The organism is Branchiibius sp. NY16-3462-2 (genome assembly GCF_001594145.1).
Classification (GTDB): Bacteria; Actinomycetota; Actinomycetes; order Actinomycetales; family Dermatophilaceae; genus Branchiibius.
Genome location: NZ_LVCF01000001.1, coordinates 224,795 through 251,415, shown reverse-complemented (window position 1 = coordinate 251,415; position 26,621 = coordinate 224,795). Strand labels below are relative to the sequence as shown.

General features: G+C 66.7%; 25 protein-coding genes and 1 tRNA gene. 9 read left to right on the top strand and 17 right to left on the bottom strand.

Annotation, left to right across the window (positions count from 1 at the left end; genetic code table 11):
* Window positions 1–92 precede the first annotated feature (92 nt).
* Entirely contained in the window at window positions 93–743 is a 651-nt protein-coding gene (locus AZH51_RS01145) for a M48 family metallopeptidase (RefSeq protein ID WP_291520382.1), read from the top strand.
* On the opposite strand, the gene AZH51_RS01140 is transcribed toward AZH51_RS01145, so the two are convergent.
* On the bottom strand, window positions 647–1,294 hold the full coding sequence (locus AZH51_RS01140) for an NUDIX domain-containing protein (protein WP_291520381.1): 648 nt from the start codon (window positions 1,292–1,294) through the stop codon (window positions 647–649). The two genes, AZH51_RS01145 and AZH51_RS01140, sit on opposite strands and share 97 nt — an antisense overlap.
* On the bottom strand, window positions 1,291–2,733 hold the full coding sequence (locus tag AZH51_RS01135) for a zinc-dependent metalloprotease (RefSeq protein WP_291520380.1): 1,443 nt from the start codon (window positions 2,731–2,733) through the stop codon (window positions 1,291–1,293). Before AZH51_RS01135 ends, AZH51_RS01140 begins: the two co-directional genes overlap by 4 nt.
* Before the next feature lies 1 nt (window position 2,734).
* On the opposite strand from AZH51_RS01135, the gene AZH51_RS01130 reads away from it, so the two are divergent.
* Together AZH51_RS01130 and AZH51_RS01125 are read left to right on the top strand one after the other, a co-directional pair.
* Window positions 2,735–3,340, top strand: coding sequence for a molybdenum cofactor biosynthesis protein MoaE (locus AZH51_RS01130; RefSeq protein WP_291520379.1), 606 nt, complete (start codon window positions 2,735–2,737; stop codon window positions 3,338–3,340).
* Window positions 3,337–4,488 carry a S16 family serine protease gene (locus AZH51_RS01125; protein ID WP_291520378.1) on the top strand — a complete coding sequence of 384 codons (1,152 nt, stop codon included), beginning with the start codon at window positions 3,337–3,339 and terminating at the stop codon, window positions 4,486–4,488. The genes AZH51_RS01130 and AZH51_RS01125 overlap by 4 nt, the downstream gene beginning before the upstream one ends.
* 11 nt (window positions 4,489–4,499) lie before the next feature.
* Here AZH51_RS01125 and AZH51_RS01120 read toward each other — a convergent pair whose 3' ends face one another.
* Window positions 4,500–5,015, bottom strand: a complete 516-nt coding sequence (locus AZH51_RS01120; protein ID WP_291521297.1) for a PPA1309 family protein — start codon at window positions 5,013–5,015, stop codon at window positions 4,500–4,502.
* Between the two features lie 162 nt (window positions 5,016–5,177).
* On the opposite strand from AZH51_RS01120, the gene AZH51_RS01115 reads away from it, so the two are divergent.
* Both AZH51_RS01115 and AZH51_RS01110 read left to right on the top strand, forming a co-directional pair.
* Window positions 5,178–8,204, top strand: coding sequence for a UPF0182 family protein (locus tag AZH51_RS01115; RefSeq protein ID WP_291520377.1), 3,027 nt, complete (start codon window positions 5,178–5,180; stop codon window positions 8,202–8,204).
* Window positions 8,205–8,374: 170 nt separating this feature from the next.
* A tRNA-Met gene (locus tag AZH51_RS01110) sits at window positions 8,375–8,451 on the top strand.
* A 46-nt stretch (window positions 8,452–8,497) separates the two neighbouring features.
* Here the strand turns inward: AZH51_RS01110 and AZH51_RS01105 are convergent.
* Window positions 8,498–8,959 (bottom strand): DUF6326 family protein, encoded by a 462-nt coding sequence (locus AZH51_RS01105; RefSeq protein WP_291520376.1) that lies wholly within the window; start codon window positions 8,957–8,959, stop codon window positions 8,498–8,500.
* 162 nt (window positions 8,960–9,121) lie between these two features.
* Here AZH51_RS01105 and AZH51_RS01100 point away from each other — a divergent pair, with 162 nt between their 5' ends.
* The 3 genes from AZH51_RS01100 to AZH51_RS01090 all read left to right on the top strand — a co-directional run bounded on the left by AZH51_RS01100 (window position 9,122) and on the right by AZH51_RS01090 (window position 12,651).
* A complete protein-coding gene (locus tag AZH51_RS01100) occupies window positions 9,122–10,261 on the top strand; it encodes a histidine kinase (protein WP_291520375.1) in 1,140 nt (379 codons plus the stop codon).
* Complete coding sequence (locus tag AZH51_RS01095; RefSeq protein ID WP_291520374.1) at window positions 10,258–10,905, top strand: response regulator transcription factor; 648 nt, start codon at window positions 10,258–10,260, stop codon at window positions 10,903–10,905. The genes AZH51_RS01100 and AZH51_RS01095 overlap by 4 nt, the downstream gene beginning before the upstream one ends.
* A gap of 78 nt (window positions 10,906–10,983) precedes the next feature.
* A complete protein-coding gene (locus AZH51_RS01090) occupies window positions 10,984–12,651 on the top strand; it encodes an AMP-binding protein (RefSeq protein ID WP_291520373.1) in 1,668 nt (555 codons plus the stop codon).
* Between the two features lie 53 nt (window positions 12,652–12,704).
* Here AZH51_RS01090 and AZH51_RS01085 read toward each other — a convergent pair whose 3' ends face one another.
* The 11 genes from AZH51_RS01085 to AZH51_RS01035 form a co-directional block, all read right to left on the bottom strand.
* Window positions 12,705–13,034, bottom strand: a complete 330-nt coding sequence (locus tag AZH51_RS01085) for an antibiotic biosynthesis monooxygenase (protein WP_291520372.1) — start codon at window positions 13,032–13,034, stop codon at window positions 12,705–12,707.
* Between the two features lie 69 nt (window positions 13,035–13,103).
* A complete protein-coding gene (locus tag AZH51_RS01080; RefSeq protein ID WP_291520371.1) occupies window positions 13,104–14,297 on the bottom strand; it encodes an ABC transporter substrate-binding protein in 1,194 nt (397 codons plus the stop codon).
* Between the two features lie 77 nt (window positions 14,298–14,374).
* Window positions 14,375–15,130 carry an ABC transporter permease gene (locus tag AZH51_RS01075; protein ID WP_291520370.1) on the bottom strand — a complete coding sequence of 252 codons (756 nt, stop codon included), beginning with the start codon at window positions 15,128–15,130 and terminating at the stop codon, window positions 14,375–14,377.
* Window positions 15,127–15,924, bottom strand: coding sequence for an ABC transporter ATP-binding protein (locus AZH51_RS01070; protein ID WP_291520369.1), 798 nt, complete (start codon window positions 15,922–15,924; stop codon window positions 15,127–15,129). Before AZH51_RS01070 ends, AZH51_RS01075 begins: the two co-directional genes overlap by 4 nt.
* Window positions 15,921–16,784, bottom strand: a complete 864-nt coding sequence (locus tag AZH51_RS01065) for an ABC transporter permease (protein WP_291520368.1) — start codon at window positions 16,782–16,784, stop codon at window positions 15,921–15,923. The genes AZH51_RS01070 and AZH51_RS01065 overlap by 4 nt, the downstream gene beginning before the upstream one ends.
* Before the next feature lie 2 nt (window positions 16,785–16,786).
* Window positions 16,787–17,803 (bottom strand): TIGR03842 family LLM class F420-dependent oxidoreductase, encoded by a 1,017-nt coding sequence (locus AZH51_RS01060; RefSeq protein ID WP_291520367.1) that lies wholly within the window; start codon window positions 17,801–17,803, stop codon window positions 16,787–16,789.
* Between the two features lie 6 nt (window positions 17,804–17,809).
* Complete coding sequence (gene hydA / locus AZH51_RS01055; protein ID WP_291521294.1) at window positions 17,810–19,234, bottom strand: dihydropyrimidinase; 1,425 nt, start codon at window positions 19,232–19,234, stop codon at window positions 17,810–17,812.
* Window positions 19,235–19,236: 2 nt separating this feature from the next.
* Window positions 19,237–20,085 (bottom strand): nitrilase-related carbon-nitrogen hydrolase, encoded by an 849-nt coding sequence (locus AZH51_RS01050; protein ID WP_291520366.1) that lies wholly within the window; start codon window positions 20,083–20,085, stop codon window positions 19,237–19,239.
* 102 nt (window positions 20,086–20,187) lie between these two features.
* On the bottom strand, window positions 20,188–21,708 hold the full coding sequence (locus AZH51_RS01045) for a CehA/McbA family metallohydrolase (RefSeq protein ID WP_291520365.1): 1,521 nt from the start codon (window positions 21,706–21,708) through the stop codon (window positions 20,188–20,190).
* Between the two features lie 80 nt (window positions 21,709–21,788).
* The gene (gene glsA / locus AZH51_RS01040; protein ID WP_291520364.1) at window positions 21,789–22,772 is read right to left on the bottom strand and encodes a glutaminase A; all 984 of its coding nucleotides are present in this window, start codon (window positions 22,770–22,772) and stop codon (window positions 21,789–21,791) included.
* 18 nt (window positions 22,773–22,790) lie between these two features.
* Window positions 22,791–23,480, bottom strand: a complete 690-nt coding sequence (locus AZH51_RS01035; protein ID WP_291520363.1) for a DsbA family oxidoreductase — start codon at window positions 23,478–23,480, stop codon at window positions 22,791–22,793.
* 80 nt (window positions 23,481–23,560) lie between these two features.
* Here AZH51_RS01035 and AZH51_RS01030 point away from each other — a divergent pair, with 80 nt between their 5' ends.
* Window positions 23,561–24,187, top strand: coding sequence for a DUF305 domain-containing protein (locus AZH51_RS01030; protein WP_291520362.1), 627 nt, complete (start codon window positions 23,561–23,563; stop codon window positions 24,185–24,187).
* 4 nt (window positions 24,188–24,191) lie between these two features.
* Here the strand turns inward: AZH51_RS01030 and AZH51_RS01025 are convergent, their stop codons facing one another.
* Complete coding sequence (locus AZH51_RS01025; protein ID WP_291520361.1) at window positions 24,192–25,337, bottom strand: lysylphosphatidylglycerol synthase transmembrane domain-containing protein; 1,146 nt, start codon at window positions 25,335–25,337, stop codon at window positions 24,192–24,194.
* Between the two features lie 25 nt (window positions 25,338–25,362).
* A complete protein-coding gene (locus AZH51_RS01020; protein WP_291520360.1) occupies window positions 25,363–26,601 on the bottom strand; it encodes an alpha/beta fold hydrolase in 1,239 nt (412 codons plus the stop codon).
* Window positions 26,602–26,621 lie beyond the last annotated feature (20 nt).

Genomic DNA, 26,621 nt, shown 5'->3' with positions numbered 1-26,621 from the left:
ACTGTCCACAGGGGTGTTCGACGGGCTAGGGTTGTCCACACCCGGCGACGCGGCTCTGCCGTGGTCAGGTCGCCACCCGTACGGTCAGTCTCATGGCCATGAACCACTCGATCCGCGACGATAGTCCCGTGAGTCCCGCCGCCCCCAAGACGCCCGTGCGCGGCGAGTTGCTGATGGTGTCCGGTCAGGTGGTCGAGGTACGCCGATCGGCTCGTCGGCGTCGCACCATCAGCGGGTACCGGGCGGACGACCGCATCGTCGTCCTCGTGCCGGCCGGGCTCAGCGGCCGGGCCGAGGCCCGCGCCGTAGAGGACATGGTGGTGCGGGTGCAGACACCGCGCGGTGGTCGCCGCCGGGGCCGGCCCGACCACGACCTGATGGAACGGGCCGGGTTGTTGTCCCGGAAGTATCTGGCCGATCAGGCGCATCCGGAGTCGGTGCGCTGGGTTACGAACCAGCGCCGCCGGTGGGGATCGTGTACGCCGTCGGAGGGCACGATCCGCCTGTCGAGCAGCCTGCAGGGGATGCCCGTTTATGTCGTCGACTACGTGTTGCTGCACGAGTTGGCGCATCTGCTGCAGCCCAATCACGGGCGCGACTTCTGGGCGTTGCTGTCCGGGTACCCCGACCTGCTGCGTGCGCAGGCCTACCTGGATGGGGTGGTGTTCGGCAATGCGCTGACGATGGACGAGTCCGACGTGGACTCCGGTGACTCCGGTGACGCCGAGGGACTACCTGCATGAGGATCGTCGCGCAGGCGCCGGGCGACCTCGCGCATCGCCGTCGGTAGCGCCGGGTCGGTCTGCTCGGGGAAGGCGTCCAGCGGCCACCAGGCCACCGCGTCCGATTCCGGCGAGACGACCGGCGCGCAGACCGGTGGGGCGATCGCGGCGTACCGGACGTCCAGGTGTTCGCGGCAGCGACCGAACGCGCCCGCCAATGCGTGCCGGTCCAGATGGGCGATCCCGGGCAGGAGCCCCAGGTCCTCGATCCCGGTCTCCTCGGTCGCTTCGCGCAGCGCCGCGGCCGGCAGGTCGACATCCTCTGGCTCCAGATGGCCACCGGGCTGCAGCCACAGCTTGGCTTTACCGTGCAGCACTAGGAGCACCGACGCCAGATCGGCCGAGTAGACGAACGTACTGGTCGTCAGGTGGGCAGGCGGCCCGGACTTCCACACTGCATCATCGTGCTGGTCCAGATGGGCCAGGAACTGTGCGCGCAGACGCTGTTGCTCGTCGCCGGACGGGTGGTAGCTACTCAACGCGGACGTTGCCGCATCGTGCAGGGTGGTCACGACGACGAATCGGGCGCCTGCGGGTCGTCCCCTTCTGCCTCCCACTCGGCCGTACCTTGCGCCAACAGGGCGTCCAGGGCGTCGTCGACTGCGTCGCGAGTGGGCTCGGTGCCACCGGCGCGCCGCGCGAGATACCTTGCGGGATCGGGCAGTTCAGCTGCCGTCGGCACGAAGTCGGGGTGCTTCCACGTCTCGTCGCGCCCGACAGCTCCCTCGGCATCCTCGACCGCGGCGAACAGGGCAGCGGCCTCCCGCATCAGACGGGGTCGTAGTTGCAGGCCCACCAAGGAGGCGAAGACCCGCTCGGCGGGTCCGCCCGAGGCGCGCCGGCGGCGTACGGCCTCCGACAACGCGGCAAGGTTCGGCAGATGCGGCTGGACAGCCCGCTCACTCACCTCGTCGACCCAGCCCTCGGCCAGGGCCAGTAGGACTTCCAGACGGGCCAACGCAGTCTGCTGGGCCTCACTGGGCTCGGGGGAGAACAACGAGTTCTGCAGGACACCCTGCAACTGGGCAGGATCGGTCGTGTCCGACTCGCGCACCGCGCGTTCGATCGCCTCGGTGTCGATGCTGATGTCCCCGGCGTACTTCTGCACCGCGGCGATCAGCGCCGGACCGACCCAGCCGACTGACTGGAACAGTCGCATCCGCGCGGCCTCGCGCACTGCCAGGTAGAGGTGCACCTCGCCGGCGTCGATGTGCAGGCCCTCCGCGAACGCGGAAACGTTCGCGGGCAGGATCATCACCGTGCCATCGGGCACCAACGGGAGTCCGACCTCGGTGCCGGTCACCAGGTCACCGGCTAGTGCGCCGACCGCCTGACCGACCTGCATCCCGAACATCGCTGCACTCATCCGGCCCACGATGGGCTCCATCTGGCCCATCACCATGCTCGGGTCCATTCCCGGGGGCAGCCCGAGCTCACTGAGGTCCTGGGAGCCGAAGGCCCGGAACTGCTCCTGCATCGCTGACCGGATGGCACCGGAAACCCCCTGGGCCACAGGCTCGACCAGCCCGCGCCACGCCGGCATCGTCGTCTCGACCCACTCCGCGCGGCTCGCCGCGCTCGCCGGACCGGAGACGGGGAAGTCGGTGACCTCATCGAGCCACAGGTTGGCAACCTGGACGACCTGCTCAACGTCCCGCTGTGTGCCGGCCGTGACGGACGCGTCGCCTGTCGACGACACCTGTTTGCGGGCGACGTCGGTGGCCAACTCGACGTTGAAACTGCCATCGTCGGCCGAGCCGGCCATCATCGCCTGGATCTGCGCTCCGACCATCTGCATCATGGCGGGGTCGATGTTCTCCAGACCCATTTGTTTGAGCGCGTCGGCCATCTCGGGATTGGCCCCGATGTCGCCGTTCATCAACGATCGCAGGACCTCAGCAAGGTCCGGCGGCTCCTCCGGGCCGGAGGGTTCGAGCGGGCTGTTGCTCACCGTGGCTCCATCCGTAGTCTTCGCGAGTGCGAGAATCCGCTTCGGGATCAGTCACTATCTCTACTTAGATAACCACGCCGACCCCCTCTCGCGTTCCCCGGTGGGTACGACGGTGTTGCGCTTCGGGCGTAACACGGGTCGGTGCGAGCAGCAGCAGGGCGACCAGCAGCAAGCAGGAGGAGCGCAGGTGGAACCGAGGGTGCGGCTGGCAGCGATCAGCGCCGAGCCGATCGATGTCGGATCGGTCATCGAGGCGGTCGGCGACCCCAACGCCGGCGGCACGGGCGTTTTCGTCGGGCATGTGCGCGCCCAGGACGGCGGGCGCGACGTCTCCGGGCTGGCCTACGAGGCACATCCGAGTGCGGCTGACGTGCTGGCGCAGGTGATCGAGAGTGTGCTGACCGAGCCGGTCATCGCGGCGGCCGCCGTGCACCGCACCGGGCAACTGATCGTGGGCGATGTCGCCGTGGTGGTTGCGGTCAGCAGCGCTCATCGCGCTGATGCTCTGAGTGTCTGCACAGCTTTGATCGACACGATCAAGACGCAGGTGCCGATCTGGAAGCGGCAGGCGTTCGACGATGGCGAGACCGAATGGGTGGGTTTGTGACCAACGATCCCGGGCAGCAGCCCGCCGACCCTGCCCACGACGCCTGGGTCAACCTGCAGACCACGCCGCCTTCCCCTGCGCCCCGGCGCGGCCTGACCAAGCGCAGCTGGGCCCTGCTCATCCTCAGCGCGGTGATCGTCGTGGGGTTGTCTCTGGCCAGCCTGATCAAGGTGCCGGTGGCGATCCTGCGACCGGGTCCCGCGACCAACACGTTGGGCAAGATCGACGGCAAGCCGGTGATCGGGATCGAGGGCGCGACGACCTATCCCACCGACGGTGAACTGCTGTTCACCACGGTGTCGCTGGCGGGCGGCCCGCAATACCCGGTCTCCGCGATCGAATGGGCCTGGACCAAACTGACCGACCGCAACGCGCAGTTCTATCCGGAATCGGCTTTCTTCCAGGAGGGTCAAACCGCTGATGAAGTGCAACAGGAGAGCACGGCGGAGATGACCGGCTCGCAGGAGATCGCCCAAACGGTGGCTCTCCGGGCGGCCGGTTTCACGGTCGGGGAGAAGATCCAGGTTGCGGCCGTGTCGACGGACGCCCCCTCGGGCACGGTGTTCCACGTCGGCGACATCCTGGTCACCGTCAACGGCAAGGCCATGAACCGCATCGAGGACCCGATCGACGCATTGGAGGACGTGACGGCCGGATCCGAGGTGCCGGTCACGGTCGAGCGGGACGGTCGCGAGGTCAGTTTCAACGCCAAGACCGGTGCCCGGCCGGACAACGGCAAGGCCTACCTGGGCATCGTGCCCAACCCGAAGTACACCTTCCCGGTCAAGGTCACTGTCAACGCCGGAGACGTCGGTGGTCCCTCCGCAGGCACGATGTTCTCCCTGGCCATCTACGACAAGCTGACCTCCGGGTCATTGACCGGCGGTAAGAGCATCGCCGGCACCGGGACGATCAGCGAGGATGGCACGGTCGGTCCGATCGGCGGCGTACGGCAGAAGATGATCGGGGCGCAGAACGCGGGCGCGACCTACTTCCTGGCGCCGGAAGCGGACTGCAACGAGGTCGTCGGGCACGTGCCGTCCGGGTTGACGGTGGTCAGGATCGCGACCTTCGACCAGGCCAAGTCCGACGTGCAGAAGATCGCAGCCGGCCAGTCCCAGGGGCTGCCGACCTGTCAGACGTCCTGAAAGCCGCTGAGTCAGTCCAGCGTCGCCCGCAGGGCGGCGACCAGCCCCGGTGCGATGTCCTGACCGATCGCGACCTTGTCGTCGCTGTCGTACTCGCGTTGGCGCAGGAGGCATACCGACTGGCCGGATCGCAGGACGGCAGCAGTCAGGCGCACATCGCGCCGGTCCGGGTGGGCGGCCAACGCGGCCGTGGCTTTGGCCGGGTCCTGCGGTAGCCCCGTTTCCGCCTCGGGCGGCACGACCAAGCGCTCCACCACCAGGGCGACCCCCTCGACCTCATCGGGCCAGGTCATCCGCCGCAGCAACGATTCGATGTTCGCGGTCGGCGCCAGCGTCTCCTGTTCGATGGTGCTGTACGCCGAGGGGTCGGCTCCCGCTAACTGGCTCGCCAGAGCGGGCTCCCGGGCCAGGAGCCCCGCGTTACTGGCGATCGCGAAGAGCCGCGGGGGTTGATCCCAACCGGACCGGGCGACGTACCGTTCGGTGTCCACCGCACACACGGTCAGCGGATCGAGGGCGGCGCGCATGACCTCAGCGGCGTCCTGGGACTCACTCACGATGCACCCTCACGGGCACGATTGTGCCGCAGCGTGCGTTGCGCACTTGCAGGCACCGCCGTGGATTCCATAGCGCGGCAGGTTAGTTTGTAGGCCCTATGCCCTACCGAGCACGGCAGGAGATCTGACCGCGTGAGCGCAGACGACGACTTCGACGAGGCCGACGAACCGACCCGTCGTGCGCCCCGCGTGCGGCGCTCACGCGTGATCTGGGCCTGGATCCTTGCCGCGCTCGTGGTACTGGTCGTCCTGCTCAACGTGTGGTCGAACCTGTGGACCGACAAGTTGTGGTTCGACAGCGTGGGCTACTCCTCGGTCTTCCGGACCGAGCTGACCAGCAAGGTGCTGTTGTTCCTGCTCGGTGGATTGATCACCGGCGGTCTGATCTACGCCAGTCAGGCGCTGGCCTACCGTCGTCGGCCGATCTACGCGCCGAGCACGCCGGAACTGGAAACCATGGACCGGTACCGGGAACTGCTGGAGCCGTTCCGCAAGGTCTCGTTCATCGCCGTGCCCGTCTTCTTCGGTCTGTTCGCCGGATCCATCGCCAGCGCCCAGTGGCAGACCGCGCTGCTCTGGCTGAACCGCACGTCGTTCGGCCAGACCGACCCGCAGTTCCACCGGGACATCGGCTTCTTCGTCTTCACGTTGCCCTGGTTGGAGTTCCTGGTCTCCTTCTTCACCCTGGCGTTGATCCTCTCGCTGATCGCGGCGCTGGTGACGCACTACATCTACGGCGGCATCTCCGTCGGCTCCGGCGGTGTGCACGTGTCGCCGATCGCCCGCGTCCAACTCGGGGTGCTCTTCGCGATCCTGATCCTGGTCCGGGGCATCGCCTACTGGCTGGCCCGTTACTCCCAGACGACCGCTGACACGCGCAAGTTCACGGGTATGGACTACACCGGCGAGCACGCCGTCCTGCCGACCAAGGCGATCCTGGCGTTCGCCTGCCTGCTGTGTGCGGCGCTGTTCATCGCGGCGATCTGGACCCGGACCTGGCGGCTGCCGGCGATCGCGCTGGCGATGCTGGTGATCGTGGCGGTGGGTCTGGGCGGGATCTACCCGGCGCTGATGGACAGCTTCCGGGTCCAGCCGAACGCGCAGACGCTGCAGGCCCGGTTCATCACCCAGAACATGGCTGCGACCCGTGCCGCCTACGGGCTGACCGACGTCGCGACCACGCAGTACAACCCGGTGCAGACCACCAAGGCGGGCCAGCTCAGCTCGGACTCGGCCACGGTGGGCAGCATCCGGTTGATGGACCCCAGCGTGGTGTCGCCGACCTTCCAGCAGTTGCAGGGCAGCCTGAACTACTACCAGTTCCAGGATTCGCTCGACGTTGATCGATACCAGGTGGATGGCCAGAACCAGGACACGGTGGTCGGCGTACGCGAATTGGATCTTTCCAAGGTGCCTCCGGCGCAGCGCAACTGGGTCAACGATCACACCGTCTACACGCACGGCTACGGCGTGGTGGCAGCCAAGGGGAACTCCCAGACCGTCAACGGCGAACCGGTGTTCATCGAGAAGGACATGCCGTCCACGGGCGCGCTCAGTCCGTATGAGGCGCGGGTCTACTTCGGCGAGTCCTCGCCGCAGTACTCGATCGTCAGTTCCACCGGCAACCGCGAACTGGACTACCCGACCGACGGGACGGGCAGCGGGGAGCAGCGCACGTCGTACAAGGGATCGGGCGGCGTCGACATCGGCAACCCGATCAACCGGTTCGCCTACGCGCTGAAGTACCGCGAGATCAACCTCCTGCTCACCGACGCGATCGGCTCGACCTCCAAACTGCTGGACAACCGCAACCCGGTCGACCGGGTCAAGAAGGTGGCGCCGTGGCTGACGGTCGACGGTGACCCGTATCCCGTCGTTGTCGATGGCCATGTGAAGTGGATCGTCGACGGTTACACGACGACCGCGCGCTACCCGAACTCAGAGATGACGTCGCTGGGTGATGCGACCAGCGACTCGGTGACGGCGACTGCGAGCAACGTGCGCAGCATCAACGCCGGGCAGGTCAACTACATCCGCAACTCGGTGAAGGCGACCGTCGATGCGTACGACGGGTCGATCACGCTCTACGCCTGGGACGACTCCGACCCGATCCTGAGGACCTGGAGCAAGGCGTTCGGTGGCACGGTCAAGCCGCTGTCGGCGATCTCCGGTTCGCTGATGGCCCACATGCGCTACCCCGAGGACCTGTTCAAGGTGCAGCGCGAGTTGATGGCGAAGTACCACGTGTCGACGGCTTCGGACTTCTTCTCCGGCGGTGACTTCTGGTCGGTGCCGGACGACCCGACGCAGGGCACTACCAACGCCCAGCAACCGCCGTACTACCTGTCGATGGCCATGCCGGGGGAGTCCTCGCCGACCTTCTCGTTGACGACGAATTTCGTGCCGGTGGGTGACACCAAGAACAACCTGACGGCGTTCATGGCTGTTGATGCGAACGCGGGATCGACTGCGGGACAGAAGAGTTCGACATACGGGCAGTTCAAGGTGCTGAAGATGCCGAGCAACGCGACGGTGACCGGGCCGCAGAACTTCCAGAACGAGTTGCGAAGTTCGTCGGCCTATTCGGCCTCCTACAAGCAGACGTTGTCGCAGTTCATCACGTCCAACACGCAGTCGAGTGCGTCCATCGTGCAGGGCAACCTGCTCACGGTCCCGGTGGGTGGTGGGGTGCTCTACGTCGAGCCGCTCTACGTGAAGTCGACCTCGTCGACGCCGTACCCGCTACTGCGCGCGGTGGTGGTTGGCTTCGGCAAGCAGGTTGCGTGGGGTGCGACGCTGCAGGAGGCGCTGAACACGCTGTTCGGCGGTTCCTCCGGTGCGACCGCCGGTGATGCGGCGATCGCGACGGACTCGACCGGTTCGACGTCGTCGGGCTCGGGGGAGGGTGGCTCTGGGTCCACCACGACGCCGACTCCCACGCCGACGCCCACACCTTCGACGTCCGGGGCGACGCCGCCGGCGTCGGGCAACCGCACGCTGCCCCAGGTGATCAGCGAGATCCAGCAGGCCTACGACCAGTCCGAGGCAGCGTTGAAGGCGGGCGACTGGACGGCGTACGGCGCGGCGGAGGAGAAGCTGAAGACGTTGATTGCCGAGGCGGAGAAGCTGAGCACGTCGTCGGCAACGGCTACGAAATAGCTGGCGCCTGGCTCGGTGCACCCCGTTTGCGGCACAACCTGCAGCAGGTGGGGCAGGTTCCGCAGGTGGCGCCCCGTGTGCGGCACAACCTGCAGCAGTTGGAGGGGTTTGCCGCCGCGACGCCGCGATTTGGTCGGCGCGACGCCTCTGACGTATGGTTACGGAGCCGACGCGGGGTGGAGCAGCTCGGTAGCTCGCCGGGCTCATAACCCGGAGGTCGCAGGTTCAAATCCTGCCCCCGCTACCAAATGAATGGTCCTGACCAGCAGCAATGCTGATCAGGACCATTCTGTTTATGCCTCCTGGCGGGCGCGGACGCCTCGGGGTGTCACGTGGTCGCTCTGGGTGCGGGGCCAGGTCCACGCGTATCGCACGATGAGCGCCAGCAGGATCAGTTCGAGCACGACGCCAAGGCCGTAGAAGTACCGCCACGACTCGCCCGCCACGTTGAATGCCGTCACCGGGATGTAGAGCCCGGCCACGACCAGGTTCGCGATCCGACTCAGATGCGCGGGCAGCGTCGACGACACCACGATCATCAGGATCGGAATGGCTACCAGGGTGAGCGCAATGGTCGAGAACGTCTGCGAAAGCTCGAACGTGAACACCTTGCCGGCCAGGATGTCTTCAACGACGCCCGGCGTGAAGAAGTTCAGGATGTCCACGTAGGCGTACAGGAACATGAAACTGGTCCACGCAGCGGCGAGCTTCGTTCTCACCGGGATCGGTTGGTCGTCGAGTTGATGCGTCTTCATGGGAACTCCGTTGGTGTGATTGCGGATCGGTGGGTCCACGATCGCCCCGCCCATTCGGCGCGCACATCGGCCGCGGGGCCGCAGGTGGACGGCCGGAAGCACGGCTTTTCTCTCGTGCTTTCGGCCGATACGCCGCAGTCGCCCGATCCCTAGGCTGGCCCTGTGCCCACCGCTTTGCGCTCCCTCTGGGACGAGCCGCGCCCCAAAGACGCGCCGCCGGTGGGCCGCGCTGACCTGCTGCTGGTCGGCGGCCTCGAGGTGGCCGCACTGGTCGAAGGCGTCTTCCGGTCGGACGTGACCTGGCGACCCTTCGTCACGGTTATCGCGATGGTGCTGATGCCCGTCCTGCTCTGGCGGCGCAGTCGCCCCCTGACGGCAGTCCTCATCGGCTGGGGCCTCGCCGGCCTGCTCTCGATCCTGGGTCTGGTGGCACACGTCGGCGACCTCGGCCTGACCAGCATGTTGGCCGTGCTGATCCTGGTCTCCTCCGTGGTGCGGTGGGGCTCGGGACGAGAGATCGTCCTCGGCACGGCGTTCGTGGCGGCTGTCACGGCGTTGGGGATGTACGCCGCGTCCGCAGAGTTGAGCGAGGTGTTCGGCGGCGCGGTTCTGCTCCTGCTGATCGGCGCTCTCGCCGCCGTGTTCCGTTACCGCGCACAGCTCTGGCGTCGCCAGCAACACGAGATCAGGAACCAGGAACGGGTCGCGCTGGCCCGGGAACTCCACGACACCGTCGCCCACCACGTGTCGGCCATCGCGGTTCAGGCGCAGGCCGGTGGTGTGCTCGCCGTCGCCCAGCCGGAGAAGGCGGCCGAGGTCCTGGCCGCGATCGAGTCCGAAGCGTCGCTGACGCTGGGGGAGATGAGATCCATGGTGCGGTTGCTGCGCGACGAGGAACCCGTCGATTACGCACCACCGTCGGGCGTGGCGGACCTGCCCGCTCTGGCCCGGGCCGATGCGACGCCCACCGTCGAGGTGAGCGTGGACCCGACCGCGACCGCGATCGCCGGCGCGGTCGACGCCGCCCTCTACCGCCTCGCGCAGGAGTCGCTCACCAACGCCCTGCGGCACGCGCGGGGCGCGACCAGGGTGATGATCGACGTACGCCGAGTGGGCACCAACGTGCGGCTGCGCGTCAGTGACGACGGGCAGACCGAGCCGGGACGGGTCGCACAACCGGGATTCGGGCTACGGGGGATGTCTGAACGCGCCGAGCTGCTCGGTGGCTCACTCGCCGCTGGCCCGCGCCCCGAGGGCGGCTGGCTGGTGGAGGCCGTGCTTCCGACGAAGGCACCGGTGTGAGCATCCGCGTGGTGGTCGCCGACGACCAGGACCTGGTCCGCGCCGGGCTGGTGATGATTCTCGGCGCGCAGCCCGACCTCGAGGTCGTGGGGGAAGCAGCCGACGGCCTCGCCGCGCTCGAACTGGCGTCCCGGCTACGTCCCGATGTTCTCCTCGTCGACATCAGGATGCCGCTGCTCGACGGGGTCGAGGTGACGCGGCGCCTCGCCGGCCCCGACGTGCCGGACCCGATGGCGGTGGTCGTGATCACCACCTTCGACCTCGACGAGTACGTCCTGGGTGCACTGCGTGCCGGAGCCCGCGGCTTCCTGCTCAAAGACGCCGGGCCCGAACTGTTGGTGCAGGCCATTCACGCCGCAGCCAACGGGGATGCACTGATCGCGCCCAACGTCACCCGCCGGCTCCTGACCGCCTTCGCCGACCGGGCGCCGCGGGCAGCGGTGCAACCGATCGAGCCGCTCACCGAGCGCGAGGAGCAGGTGCTCGCCCTGGTGGCGCGCGGGCGGACCAACGCCGAAATCGCCGCCGAACTGTTCATCAGCCTCAGCACGGTCAAGACGCACGTCGCAGCCCTGATGACCAAACTGGGCGCCCGCAACCGCGTCGAGATCGCGATGTGGGCCTACGACACCAAACGCGCCTGAGACCGCGGGGCTTGCACCCCGGGGTCCGGGCACCTAGCGTCGCGAGTGATCTGAATCACGCAGCAGGTAGGAGCGCGGATGTATCCCGGAGCGTATGTCGACACCACTCCCGACAAGCCGGCCATCATCCAGGCCGACACCGGTGAGGTGCGCACCTTTGCCGAACTCGACTCCAACTCACGCAAACTCGCGCGTCACCTCCGCGACGCGGGGATCGGTGTGGGCGACGACATCGCGTTCCTGTCCGACAACCTCCCCGCGGTCTTCGAGGTCTACTGGGCCGGTCTGCGCTCGGGCTACTACGTGACCGGAGTGAACCATCACCTCACGGCCGACGAAGCGGCGTACATCCTCACCGACTGTGACGCCAAGGCGTTGCTGGTCTCCGCCAGCCATTTGGACAAGGCCACGGCGGTGGCCGAGCTGGTGCCCGGGCTCAAGGTCCTGATCGTCCTCGATGCAGAGACAACCGGCGAATTCCGTTCGTACGCCGAGGTGTTGGCTTCCACCTCCGACGAGCCTTTGGAGGATCAGCCGAGGGGAACCGACATGTTGTATTCGTCGGGAACCACCGGTCGACCGAAGGGCATCAAGTCGGCGCTGCCGGACCGGCAGGTGGGCGACCCGGGCGACACCCTCACCGCCTTGTTCAAGCAGCTCTATGGTTTCGACGAGAACACGGTCTACTACTCCGCGGCGCCGACCTACCACGCAGCGCCGCTGCGCTTCGGGGGCGTGGTGAACGCACTCGGCGGAACCATCGTGATGGCAACGAGATTCGATGCCGAGCAGTCGCTGGCCGCGATCGAGAAGTACCAGGTCACCCACAGTCAGTGGGTGCCGACGATGTTCGTGCGGATGCTCAAACTGCCCGAGGAGACCCGGGGCAAGTACGACGTGTCCAGCCAAGAGGTGGCGATCCACGCCGCCGCGCCGTGCCCGGTCGAGGTCAAGGCGCGGATGATCGACTGGTGGGGGCCGATCATCCACGAGTACTACTCCTCGACCGAGGCCAACGGGCTCACCTTCGTCGACTCGCAGACCTGGCTGGACAAACCGGGCACGGTCGGACGCCCCGCCCTTGGCGTGGTGCACGTCTGCGGACCCGACGGGGCCGACGTGCCGGTGGGTGACACCGGCGTCGTGTACTTCGAGCGCGACGAGTTGCCGTTCGAGTATCACAACGACCCCGACAAGACGCGGGCCGCGCAACATCCCCTGCATCCCACCTGGACGACCACCGGCGACATCGGCCACGTCGACACAGACGGTTTCCTCTACCTCACCGACCGGGTGGCGTTCACGATCATCAGCGGTGGGGTGAACATCTATCCGCAGGAGATCGAAAGCGCGCTCGCGCTGCACCCGGCCATTCTGGACGTCGCCGTGATCGGCGTGCCCGACGACGAGCTGGGTGAGGTCGTGAAAGCCGTCGTGCAACCGGCGGCGGGCGTCGCGCCGACCGATGAGTTGGCCGACGCGATCCTGGAGAGCCTGCGCGGCACGGTCGCCGACTACAAGATCCCGCGGTCGCTGGACTTCACCGACGAACTGCCACGGTCAGCAACCGGGAAGCTGGTCAAGGGCCTGCTGGTGGCGCACTACCAGGAGCCTGACGCGGATCTCACCGATGCCCCAGAAGGTGACCCCGTCACCATCGTGGACTTGCTTGGTTCGGCGGAGGGGGCCGACATCGAGTTCGAGCCTGGTCGGCTGGGATTGTCTGCCCGCACCCCCGAACTGTGACGCGCTCGGTGTCGCCTACCTCAACCCGTGGGAAGGCTGAGCGTCGTTGAGCGTCAGTTGGTTTCGCTCTTGACGGCAACCTCGTAGTTCCAGATTTCACTGGCCACGCCGACCGGCTTGGCGCGCTCGGTGGTCTGGCCGTCGTGACCGTGACCGTGCCCCTCACGGAAGGCCGACGACGAGACCCACGCCTGGAACGACTCCTCGTCATCCCAGCGCGTCACTACCAGCCACTGGTCCCGCTCATCGGTCGGCTTGAGCAACTCGAAACCGCCGAAGCCGGGCTGGCCGTCCACAGCGCCGAGCCGTGCGGCGAACCGGTGGGCGAGTTCGTCGCCCGTCTCCTTGGGAACGGTGATGGCGTTGATCTTGATAACAGTCATACCCACAGTGTGCGCGGCACGGCCCCCGCACCGATGATGCGGGGGCCGTGCTGACGAAAAGAGCGGAACCTACTTGCCGCCCTCCTTGAGGGTTACCGTGATCGGCTTGAACGACGTACCCATCACGTCCTGGCCCTCGGACTTCAACTCGGCCAACGCCTTCTCGACGTAGACGTTGCTGTAGGCGTCACTCGGCGGGTCCTTGGTGATGACCGTCTTGCCGGTGTTGTCCTTGGTGTGCAGCGCGATGTCGACGGTCTGGTCCCACGCCGACTTCTGCATCACCCCGATCCCACCGGTCGAGGGCCAGATCAACTTGTTGACCTCGTTGACCATCCACAACTGGTGCCCGGCCGGCAGCGTCGAACCCGCGGCCGCCACGATGTCCGCAGCCTCCTGCGGGTGGTCCCGGGTGTAGATCCAGCCCTCGATCGACGCCTTGATGAACTTCGTCGTCGTGTCCTGGTAGTCCTTGTCGCTGGCCAGCTTGTCCGCGTTGGCCCAGATCGCGTCCTGCAGCATGGCGGTCCCGACGGTGTTCCAGTTGATGACGTTGAGGTCGTCCGGCTGGTAGAGCTTGCCGGTCTTGGGGTTGATCGTCTCCAGCACCTGCGCGTACTCGTTGTACGTCATCGCCTGGGCCGCGTCGATGTCGCCGTTGAGGAACCCATTCATGTCAAACGCCTGCTGCACCAACGAGATCTGGCTGTTGGTGTCGATGCCGGCCTTCTGCATCCCGGCGAACAGCTCCCACTGGTTGCCGTAACCCCACGACCCGACCTTCTTGCCCTTCAGGTCGCCCGGAGTCGTGATTCCCTTGTCCTTGAAGGAGATCTGTGTGGTTCCGCTGCGCTCGAAGATCTGCGCCACGTCGGTCACCTTGGTGCCACCCTCGATCGAGCCCAGCACCTTGGGCACCCACGAGATGGCGTAGTCGGCGTCCCCGCTGGCGAGTACGTCGATCGGCACCGTGTCCGTGCCCGCCGGCTTGATCGTGACGTCCAGACCCTCCTTCGCGTAGTAGCCCTTCTTCGCCGCGACGTAGTACCCGGCGAACTGGCCCTGGGCGACCCACTGCAACTGGAGGGTGACCTTCTTGGTGGCGCCGCCACCCGACGTACCGGTGCCCGAGCCGGTGGCGGCGGGTTGGGTAGCGGTGGGCGACGAACTGGAACTGCTGCTCATACCGCACCCGGCGAGGGTGAGGGCGGTGGCCGCGCCCAGGACGACGATCGTCCTGGTCCGGCGGATACGTGGGGTCACGGGTTCCTCCTGGTGATTCTGAATTGCTTTGAGGGAGAGGGGCGTACGGCGCGCCATCGGGCCGTACCTGGGTCCGGTCAGGTGCGGTGGCGGGTGACCAGCGCTTCCAGTGCATAGGTGACGCAGTAGAAGAGCAGACCGATGATGACGGACCCGAGCACGAAGGCCCAGGCCAGCGAGTAGCGACTCGAGGAGACGGCGGACGTGATCGAGATCCCCAACCCGTCCAACGGGCCGCCGAAGTATTCGGCGATCAGGGCGGAGATGACCGCTACCGACGACGCGATGCGGATGCCGGTGAAGACGAAGGGTACGGCGCCCGGCAGGGTGACCGCGCGCGTCGCCTGCCACCCGGTGGCGGCGTAGGAGCGCATCAGATCACGATGCAACGGAGCGACCGTCCGCAGACCGCGCAGCGAGTTCACGTAGACCGGAACGAATGCGGCGATCGCTGCGACGAGTACCCGGCCGGTCTGGGCGGCAGCACCGAACATCGCGTAGAGCACCGGTGCGAGCGCCACGATCGGGATCACCGACAGCGCAACAACGATCGGTGCGGCCATCTGCTCGATAGGGCGCACGGCGGCGGCGAGCGCCGCCCACACGATCCCGAAGAACGTGCCGATGATCAGGCCGAGCAGAGCATTCTTGGCGGTGGTGATGGCCGCGTCGCGGATGATGCCGAGGTTGTCGCTGAACTGCCCCCAGATGGCGGAGGGGCTGGGCAACACATAGGGTTGGATATCCTTCGCCGTCACCAACCACTGCCACAGCAGGAGGGCGACGACGCCGAAGATCACCGGCGCCAGGACTACGCGCAACCGCGCGCTCATCGGTTCTCGACCCCGCGCACGCCTGTGGGTGCTCCGCCGTGCAACGCTTCGCGCACGGCACTGACCCGATCGAAGAACGAAGCGTCCTCGCGCAGCCCCTCACCACGGTCGACGCCGCGGCCCAGATCCACCGAGACGATCTCCCGGATCCGTCCCGGTCGGGGCGACATCACGACGACACGGTCGGAGAGGAACACTGCTTCGGGGATCGAGTGAGTCACGAAGACGACGGCAGCCCCGGATTCTGATGCGAGCCGGACCAGTTCGCCCTGCATCCGCTCGCGGGTCATCTCGTCGAGCGCACCGAACGGCTCGTCCATCAGCAGCAGTTTGGGCTTCTCGGCGAACGCTCGCGCGATGGCCACTCGTTGCTGCATACCGCCGGACAACTCGTCGGGGTACCGGTCGGCGAAGTCGGCCAGACCGACCATATCGAGCAGTTCGTCGACCCGCTCCTTGCGACCGCTGACCTTGTGCAGTTGCAGCGGCAGGTCGACGTTGCCCCGCACCGTCCGCCACGGCAACAGACCGGCCTGCTGGAAGGCAATGCCGTAGTCCTGGTCCAACCGGGCCTGGTGGGGCGTCTTGCCGAAGACCGTGAGCTCGCCGGTGGTGGGGGAGTCGAGGTCCGCGATCAACCGCAGCAGGGTTGATTTGCCGCAGCCACTGGGACCGATGAGGGACACGAAGTCGCCCGGGCCGACGGTGAGATCGACGTTGTCCAGCGCGACGACCTCATCCGAACCCTTCCCCGGGAAGACCTTCGAAACGCCCTTGACCTCAACACCGCTCACGCCTCTGCCCTCCGGTACCTCTTCAACAGCACGCCGATCAAAGCGACCAGACCTGCTCCGGCCAGGCCCATCAGCACGGCGCCACCGATGGGCGACCACTGTTTGGCCGGGTCGGCGCTGCCTGTCTGGGCGAATTCGATGATCATCCGGCCGATTCCGCCGTCCATCCCGATCGAGACCTCCGCGACGACGGTGCCGATGACGGCAGCAGCGATCGACAATCGCAGTGCCGGGATCAGATAGGGGACCGACGCCGGCAATCGCAACCGGATCAGGCTCTGCCACCAACCGGTCGCGTAGGAGCGCATCAGATCGGTCTGGGCCGCGACGGGCGAGTTGAGGCCGCGGACCATGCCCACGGTGATCGGGAAGAAGGCCAGATAGGCGGCGATCACGGCGACGGACATCCAGTCCTGCCAGGCGAATCCGCCGATGTGGAACGCCGAGCTCCACCGCTTCACCAGCGGCGCCAGCGCGATCAGGGGGACGGTCTGGCTGAGCACGACCCACGGCAGCAGCGCGCTGTTGGCGATCTTGGACCGTTGCATGAGCAGGGCGAGCAGCATCCCCACCACCAGGGCAATGGCCCAGCCGATCAGCGCGACCTTGAAACTCAGCCAGGCTGCAGACAGCACGTAGGACCACAGCGGCACGGCTCCCGGTGCCGACGTGACCGGCTCGCCGGCGCGTTGCGCCATCGTCCACAGGTGCGGCATGGCCAGGTCGTTCGTCCGCGGCAACACGATGGTGTCGCCGATCCGCACGCCGTCCGCCGGACCGAGGGCTTTGTAGGCCTCCCACGCCACGGCCAGCAGCACGATCCCGAGGACGCCCCAGGCCCATGCCCGCCAGCGGTGCACCCTCACAGCTTGGCGCTCACGTCGTCGCGCAGTGCCGGGATGATCGTCTCGCCGTAGGCCTTCAAGGCGTCGTCCTTGGCGTCGTGCTGCAGGTAACCGGCGAACTGGTCGACGCCCAATTCCTTCAGGGCCGTGAGCTTTTCGATGTGATCATCGGCAGTCCCGAGCACGCAGAACCGGTCGACGATGTCGTCCGGCACGAAGTCGGTGTGCGTGTTGGACGAGCGTCCGTGATGGTTGTAGTCGTAGCCTTCACGGCCCTTGATGTAGTCGGTCAGGGCCTTCGGGATGGCCCCGTCCGATCCGTACTTGGCCACGATGTCGGCCACGTGGTTGCCGACCATCCCACCGAACCACCGGCACTGGTCCCGTTGGTGCGCAAGGTCGTCCCCGACGTACATCGGAGCAGCGACGCAGAACTTGATCGCGGCCGGGTCCCGGCCCGCCTCGGCCGCCGCGCGCCGTACGGTGCCGATCATCCACTCGGCGATGTCCAGGTCGGCGAGTTGCAGGATGAACCCGTCACCCACCTCGCCGGTGAGTTTCAGGGCCAATGGCCCGTACGCCGCGACCCAGACTTCCAGCGAACTGCCACTGCTCCAGGGGAACCGTAGGGTCGATCCGTTGTACTCGACCGACCGGCTGTTGCCCAACTCCCGGATGACATGGATGGATTCGCGCAGTTCCTTCAGTGTCGTCGGTTTGCCGTTGGTGACCCGCACCGCCGAGTCACCGCGCCCGATCCCGACGATGGTGCGGTTGCCGAACATGTCGTTGAGCGTTGCGAAGACCGATGCGGTCACGGTCCAGTCGCGGGTCGCGGGGTTGGTGACGAACGGGCCAACGGTGATGCGATGGGTCTGGGCCAGGATCTGGCTGTAGATGACGTAGGGCTCCTGCCACAGCAGGTGCGAGTCGAAGGTCCACACGTGGCTGAAGCCGTAGTTCTCCGCAGCCTTGGCCAGGTCGACGACCCGCCAGGCCGGGGGATTGGTCTGCAGGACGACACCGAAATCCATGGCGGCTCAGATGAGGTACTGCGACAGGCCGCGCTTGAGGTACTTGCCGTGCCCCTTGCTGCCGATGTAGCCGGTCTCGTCCACGATGACGGTCCCGCGGGACATCACGAGGTCGGCGTGCCCGTCGATCTCGTAACCCTCCCAGGCGGAGTAGTCCATGTTCATGTGGTGCGCCTTGCCCAGGCCGATCGAGGTGTGGCCGGCCGGGTCATAGACCACGATGTCGGCGTCTGCTCCTGGAGCGATGACGCCTTTAGTGCCGTAGAGGCCGAACATCCGGGCCGGCGTGGTGGAGGTGATCTCCACCCAGCGCTCAAGACTGATGTGGCCGTTCACGACGCCCTGGTACATCAGGTCCATCCGGTTCTCGACCGACCCGATCCCGTTGGGGATCTTGGAGAAGTCGTCGATGCCCATTTCTTTCTGCTCCTTCATGCAGAAGGGGCAGTGATCGGTGGAGACCATCTGAATGTCGTTGGTGCGCAACGACTGCCACATGTGGTCCTGGTGACCTTCGGCCCGCGCCCGCAGGGGCGTCGAGCAGACCCACTTGGCCCCTTCGAACTCGCCCCACTGCTCGCTGACCGCGCCCAGTTGCTCCTCCAGGGACAGGTAGAGGTACTGCGGGCAGGTCTCACCGAAGACGTTCATGCCCCGGTCGCGCGCCGCCGCGATCTGCTCGACCGCCTGCTTGGCCGAGACGTGCACGACGTACAGGGGCGCACCGGTGAGATCGGCGATCATGATCGCGCGGTGGGTGGCCTCTTCCTCGGCCTGCCAGGGCCGGGTGATGCCGTGGTAGAACGGCGAGGTCTTGCCGGCCGAAACCGACTGCTGCACAAGAACATCGATGATGCTGCCGTTCTCGGCGTGCATCATCATCATGGCGCCGTTGCTGGCGGCCTTCTGGAACGCGCGCAGGATCTGCCCGTCGTCGGACAGGAAGACTCCCTTGTAGGCCATGAACAGCTTGAAGCTGGTCACGCCTTCATCGATCAACTCGTCCATCGCCTTGAGCGAGTCGTCCTGCACATCGGACAGGATCTGGTGGAAGCCGTAGTCGATGGCGCAGTTGCCGCCGGCCTTCTCGTGCCAGGCGTGGTACTGGTCCATGATCCGCTGGTCGGGGTACTGCACGACGAAGTCGATGATCGTCGTGGTGCCACCCCACGCGGCCGCCCGGGTGCCGGTCTCGAACGTGTCGCTGGCGAAGGTGCCACCGAAGGGCATCTCCATGTGGGTGTGCGCGTCGACTCCGCCGGGGATGACGTATTTGCCTGCGGCGTCGATAGTTTCGGCCTGGATGCCGAGGGTCTGCGCGGTGCCAGGAGCCAGCAGTGCGGCGATCTTCTCGCCCTCCACCAGCACATCGGCGGTCGTGCGGCCGGTCGCGCTGACGACGGTGCCTCCGGTGATCAGAGTTGTCATCAGCGTCACGCCTCCGGGATCGCGAGGTAGGAGTCCGGGCGACGGTCCCGGTAGAACTGCCAGTCGTTGCGGACCTGACGGATCAGATCCAGATCCAGGTCGCGTACGACGATCTCCTCGTCGGTCGCTGAGCCGAGGTCACCGACGTAGTTGCCGCGCGGGTCCAGGAACTGGGAGCTGCCGTAGAAGGTCACGGCCAGATCGCCGTACTCGTTGTCCTCGGTCCCGACCCGGTTGGGTGCGGCGACGAAGTAGCCGTTCGCGGCCGCTGCGGCGGCCTGCTCGATCTCCCACAGGCGGTTGGACAGACCCGGCTTGGTGGCGTTGGGGTTGAAGACGATCTCTGCTCCGTTGAGGCCCAGCTCGCGCCAGCCCTCCGGGAAGTGCCGGTCGTAGCAGATGTAGACCCCCACCTGGCCGACCGCAGTGTCGAAGACCGGGTAACCCAGGTTGCCGGGGCGGAAGTAGAACTTCTCCCAGAACTTGTCGAGGTTGGGGATGTGGTGCTTGCGGTACTTGCCCAGGATCGTGCCGTCGGCGTCGACGACCACGGCGGTGTTGTAGTACAGCCCGGGCATTTCCTCCTCGTAGATCGGCAGGATCATCACCATCTCGAGTTCCTTCGCCAGCGCGGCGAAGCGCTGCACGATGGGACCGTCCGCCGGCTCGGCGTAGTCGTAGTACTTCGCGTCCTCGGTGATCCCGAAGTACGGTCCGTAGAACAACTCCTGGAAGCAAATCACCTGGGCCCCTTGGGTTTTCGCTTCTCTGGCGAATCCCTCGTGCTTGTCCAGCATCGAGGCTTTGTCCCCGGTCCAGGTGGTCTGGGTGATGGCGGCTCGTACGACGGTCATCCGGTGGTGTCCCTTCTGAAACATGCGTAAGTAGGCAGTCAACGCCTATCGCGTTTCTACCGCATTACCGCCGGTGACACCCGGGTTACGCCTCCAGCGAATTCACAGACGGTCGATCCAGATCGGATTGGTCAGCGCGGCCATGGGGCCGAACCCAGCGCTCGGCCCCATGGTGGTGCCGCCGGCGCCACCCCCCACCGGATGGCGCACCTCGGCGCGCACGAACGCGGAGGCTTGGGGCGTCGTACGCCAGGTGATCGAGCCCGACCCGTCCGCAGGTAGGACGGTCTGGAACAACTGACCCTGATCGGTCAGCAGACGCACGGTGCCGCCGGGCACCCCGTCCACGGTGAGAGTCACGGTGACCACGTCCTTCGGGCGGGCTCGCAGGCGTTCGCCGATTCCCGCCGTACGGCGCCCGGTAGTTGCGCTGAAGCTGAGACTGACTGCGGAGGACTCCGCGATCCAGCTGCGCCCGGCCTTGATGGCAGCCAACACGGAATCGCGGTCGAGACGGTCGGCGTGAACGACGTTGTGCGGCAGGCCGATCACGTCGCCGGGACTGTGCGCGTCGCTGTTGCCCATGGCTGGCAACCACTCGCTGCCGTGCTCGGCGGATGCTGTCAACCGGTTGGCCCACGTCGAGACAGCGGCCTCGTCGTCCCAGCCCCACGGGCCGGTCCACACTTCGGTGGCATCCAGCCCGTCGAAGCCGAACTTCCATTCACATCCGATCCACGGGCAATAGAGGTGCGCCGATACGGCCAATCCGTGCTGGGCGTGAACAGCACGAATTGCGTCATCGATGCGGCCGTCACGTGATCGGTACCGCCAGTCGATCGTCCGACCGGGGGTCAGCCCGAGCGCCAGCCAGTGACCGTTGCGGGTGGTGACCTCTTCGCCGGTGACGATGAGCAGGTCGTTCCCGGCCAGCGGCCCCCACACGCCATGCGAGGCGCTGGTGTTGTGATCGGTGGACACGATGAAGTCGAGGCCGGCCGCACGCGCACCGGCGGCGACCTCACTGGGCTGCCGTTTGCCGTCGGAGTAGACGGTGTGCAGGTGGCAGTCACCGCGGTACCAGGCGCGACCACCAGCAGCGGAGTTGGCCGGATACTGCGGCCGGTAGGGCGCTTGCTGCGGACCCGGAGTGAGAGTGACCGTGACTTCGTAGTCGAGTCCCTCCGGTGCCACCTGGTAGGGACCGAGCACGATGTGCCAGCGACCACGACCGATTTTGCCGGGCAGATAGGCCGGGGTGGCCGCGGCGGCGCTGATCGAGAACTCTGTGCGGAAGCCGCCGGACCAACCACGGAAACCCCTGAGGTCAGGGGAGATTCCGCGCTCGTCGAAGATTCCGATGTCGCACGAGTTGCCCGGGGTTCCTGCGGGCACCGTGGGCTTGTTGTAGGTGTAGCTGACGTCGATCTGCTGAATACCTGCAGGTACGTCGACCGGCAGGTAGACGAAGTCGGCAGGCCCGGGGTCGATATGCCCTGTGACGGTCGTGGTGGCGGCAGTGTTGTCCGCGGACGCGGGCGCGATGGGGGCTAGGAAGATCGCGGTGCTGGCGCTCGCGGCGGCAAGCACGGCTCGGCGGCTCGGCTGGCTGTTGGTAGTCACCCGGCCATGCAACGCCTCTGCGGGTGGCGAGCCGGTGGCATCGCGACGAACGCTGCGTGAACCCTGACGCGCCGAGGCGGTCAGTCTGGTACGGCGACGACGTCCAGACCCAGGTGCTGGGACAGGTAGATGGCGCTCTTCACTCCGCGCACGCTGTTGCCGGCCGTATCCAGCGGGGCGGAGTACGTCGCGAGGGCACCTTTGCCGGGGGAGACGCTGACGATGCCGCCGCTGATCCCGGACTTGGCCGGGACTCCGACGTCGAGGAACCAGTCGCCGGAGTTCTCGTACATCCCGGCGATCGTCATGATGGCGAGGACCGCGTGCGCCGTGTGGGCAGAGACGACGCGCTCCTTGGTGACCGGGTTGACGCCGCCGGTCGCCAGGGTCGCGCCCATCACCGCCAGGTCGCTGGCGGTGACCTCGAGGCAGCACTGGCGGGTATACAGATCGAGTGCCGCCATAGCGTCGCCGTTGATGGCGCCGTAGGAGCTCAGCAGGTAGGCGATCGACCGGTTGCGCATGTTGGTGGTGCGTGCCGAGTCGTAGGTTGCCTGGTCCATGGTGAGCGGTCGGCCGGCGAAGGCGGACATGGTCCTGGTCAGCAGGATCCAGCGCTCCTCGAAGTCACTTCCGGGCACCAGGCTGCTGGTGGCGATCGCCCCTGCGTTGACCATCGGGTTAGTGCGGCCGTCGTTGAAGCGCTCGATAGCCGCCAACGAGTTGAACGGCAACCCGGTGGGGTTGACCCCGACCACTCGGCGTACGACGTCCAGCCCGACCTGCTCACAGACCAGGGCGAGGACGAACGATTTGGAGACACTCATCAGGACGAACTTCTGGTCCAGGTCGCCGCGGGTGATCGAGGCGCCGTCGACTGTGGTCAGGCACATCGCGAACTTGTCCGGATCTGCCTCTGCGAGAACGGGATAAACCGTGGACACGGTGCCGTCGGCGTCCGTCCGGAACGCGTCGTACGCGCGCCCGATCCAGGCGTCAGCCTCGTCCTGGCCAGGCAGGTCCCCGGAGGATACGTACCGGTGGTCAGCGGTGTCGGTGCTCACGCCCCGATGGTAGGGCGCTCAGCAACCGTCCGGCCCGCAAACCGGCCCAACCTGCTCGGCCACGACCAGTGGGTGCGCGTCGCGCCACGCCTGCTCGAGGGCCTGGGAGAAGACGTCGGACGGTTGGGCGCCCGACACGCCGTACTTCTCATCGAGCACGAAGAACGGCACCCCGCTGATGCCGTAGGCGCGAGCCTGGGCGAAATCCCGCTCGATCTCGGCGGTGAGTTCGGGGTCGGTGAGGGCGGCACGTACGTCGATCGCAGGCAGGCCGTGCTGCTCACCGATGGCGGTGAGCACCTGCTCGTCGCCGATGTCCTGACCCTTCTCGAAGTGCGCGGACAGCAGTGCGTCCTTGACCTGGTCGGCGACACCGTGTCGGGCGGCCAGGTGCAGCAGGTGATGACCAGGCAACGAGTTGGCCACGACCAGGTGGTCGAAGTCGTAGTGCAGACCTTCTTCGGCGGCCTGCTGGCCCACCATGGAGATCATCTGCTCGACGTTCTCCCGGGGCATGCCCTTGCTGGCCACCAGGTAGTCGACTTCGGTGCCGTCGTAGTGGGCTGGCAGCGTAGGATCCAACTGGTAACTGTGCCAATGGATCTCGACATCGTCGCGATGCTCGAACGCGGCCAGAGCCTTCTCGAAACGGCGCTTTCCGATGAAGCACCACGGGCAGGCGATGTCGGACCAGATGTCAATCTTCACGACAGGCGCAACGTCGCGGTCGCCTTCGGCATTCCTGGTATTTACCCGTCCAATGTACCCCCAGGGGGTATTCTGGGCTCATGAACAGGAAGCGCCTCGGTGCCGCGGCTCTGTCCCTTGTCGGCCTGACGGTGGTCGCTGCGTGCGGCAGTTCATCAAGCGGGCACGGCGGTCACGACATGAGCATGATGACGAACGCGTCGTCGGTGCCGGGTTCGACGATGTCAGGCTCGCAGCAGGCGAGTTTCAACGACGCCGACGTCCAGTTCGCGACCCAGATGATCCCGCACCACGAGCAGGCCGTGCAGATGTCGAGGCTGGCAGCCAGCCGGGCTCTGTCGCCGGAGGTCAAGGCGTTGGCGGACCGGATCGAGAAGGCCCAGGCTCCGGAGATCGAGCAGATGAGCACCTGGCTGCGTGCCTGGGGCAAGCCCGTGCCGAGCAGCATGGCCGGTCACGACATGGGTCCGATGACCGGGATGCCCGGGATGATGTCCACGCAGGAGATGTCGGACCTGATGGCAGCCAACGGTGCTGGGTTCGACCGGATGTTCCTGACCATGATGATCGCCCACCACGAGGGGGCGGTGCAGATGGCCAGGACGGAGCTGGCCGAGGGCGCGAACGCGGACGCCAAGAAGCTGGCCCAGCAGATCGTGACCAGTCAGACGGCCGAGATCGCGACGATGAAGAAGATGCTCGGCTGAGTGCCTACGGCGTCGCCGGTTCGCTGGCTCCCTTGCGCCCCCACAGGTTCAGGTCGTTACCCGAACGGTGTCGCCAGACCAGGATGGTGATCGCGCCCGCGAGGAGCGGTCCGAGAATGGTGATCGCGCGCCAGATGGCCAGGGCGGCGATGATCATCGGCTCGTAGTGCAGGCTGGACTCCTCCACGAAGGCTGCAGTCAGGACGGCGTCCAGCACACCGAAACCGAACAACGGCATGGCCGTGAGCGGGTAAGCGCTGAAGAAGGTCCCCATGATCAGCAGGATGGGCAGAGCGCTGGCCGGGACGCCGACGAACCGGAGCGCGAGGAGCAGGATCAGCGAGTCGACGGCCACCATCGCCAGCAGGGATGCCATCGAGATGGTGGAGCGGCGGGTGAAGCCCTCGGACATCTGCTCCCGGAACTTGTTCACGGCAGCGGACCATTTGTCCGGGTCCGCGCTGGCCTTGAAGCGCTGGGCTTGGAGGGCGGCGCCGCGGCCCAACCGGTCGGCCCAGTCCTCGGCCCGCAGCACCATGGCCAGTACCAGCATCAGGCCCACGGCTCCGAGCGCACACAGGATGGCCCATCCCACCCGGTGGAATTCCAGGCCGGCGGCCGCGAAGAGTAACAGCCCGACGACCGGTGCCAACAGGCGCACGGCGTAGAAGTTCAGCATGTTCATCGTCACTCCGGCCATGCCGTCGACCGGGTTGACGTTCCAGGAGTTGAACATCGCGATCCGTACCACCATGTCGCCCGGGGGCGGCGTGACGGTCCCGGCCACGTTGGCCGCGACGTCGTTCTGCAGCGAGTGGTTCAGGCCGAGACCGGGGACGAAGGTGGCCAGCGGGACCGCGTTCAGGGTCTGGCGCACGAGAAGCATGCCGAGCAGGATCAGCACCTGCCACCAGCTCACGTGGCCGAACGCGCGGTAGACCTGGCTCCAGTCGATCTGGCCGACGAACTGGATGATCAGGTAGCCGGCGATGACCGACAGCACGATGATCAGCAGCGACCGGGACAGCCTTCTGCGCTGCGCCTTCTCCGGCTCCGCGTCGGTCACCTCTGTACTCAACTTCTCGGTCGCGCCTCTGGCCTCGGCTCCGGGCCTCGCTTCGCTCGTTTCCTCACCTCGGTCGGCGCTCATATTCGTCACTGTAGATCCAGCTCGGTCACGCCCTGCCATGAACCATGTCAATCAGCCGGCCGAGGATCTGGTCGGGCATCAACCGAAGGCCGTTGTGCAGCACGGTGTTGGTGATGAACGGCCGGATCGCGGGCACCTGCTCGACGGTCTGGAGGGAGTGTTCGCGCAGCACGTACGGGTCGTCGTAGTAGATCGCTGCCGCGGCCGGCACGGCGAGGTCGGCGAGCACAGACCGGTCGTAGAGCTGGGGCCAGTCGCGACGCGCCAACAGATCGGCGGCCTGCTGGAACGGTGCCAGCAACGGATCGGCCGTGACGTGGAACGGGAAGACGTGCTCTCCGGTGAGCAGGGTCGGATCATCGCGGTACACGTCCGGACGGACCCGCGCCGACGACCAGTCCGTGACACCGCCGTCGGCGTAACACGCTTCGTGGACCAGGACGTACAGGGGGCTGTGACCGTTGAACGACAACAGCCCGGCGAGGTCGTAGCCGAAACCGAGACCGTCCGGGTCACGCTCCAGTAGGTAGTGCAGTTGTTCCGAACCGCCGGTCATCCCCAGGGGGGCGCCGATACCCCGCAGGTGATCAGCGCTGACCTGGGTGCCACCGGGCAGCGTCACCTGCCCGGCCGCCGCCCGCTGCGCCAACGCGCGCATCCGGTCCCGGTCGCCGGGGAACGCCCGGTAGTGCCGATCGGTCAGTTCCAGGATCCGGTCGTACGTCGCGGCGTAGATCTCGTCGACCGGCACCCCGATCGGTGGCACACCACCGGTGAACAACGCCTCCTTGACCGAGTCCGGGTGCGTCGACAGATAGCGCAGGGTGCAGAAGCCGCCGAACGACTGCCCGAGCAGGCTCCACCGGTCGATGTGTAACTCCTGGCGCAGCACCTCGCAGTCCTCGACGATGGCGTCGGCGCGGAAGAGGGCCAGATAGTCGGCCTGCTGCTGCGGGCTCTGGTCCGCCAGTGCGGTGATCGGCGTGGAACGACCGGTGCCGCGTTGGTCCAGCAGGAAGACCCGGTAGTCCTGCAAGGCCCGGCCCAGCCACCCTGAGGGCTCGGGAATGCCTGTGGGACGGGGACTTTCACCGCCGGGACCACCCTGCAGGAAGAGCAGCGGATCGCGATCCGGACCGTCTCCGGGTCGGCGGACCTCGCGCGCGAAGACCGTGATGGTCGGCCCGGAAGGGTTCGCGTGATCCAGCGGGACCTCGATCTCGTGATCGATCAGAACCAGGCCGGGAATGGTGGTCGTTGCCATACCGTGAGCTTAGGATCAGA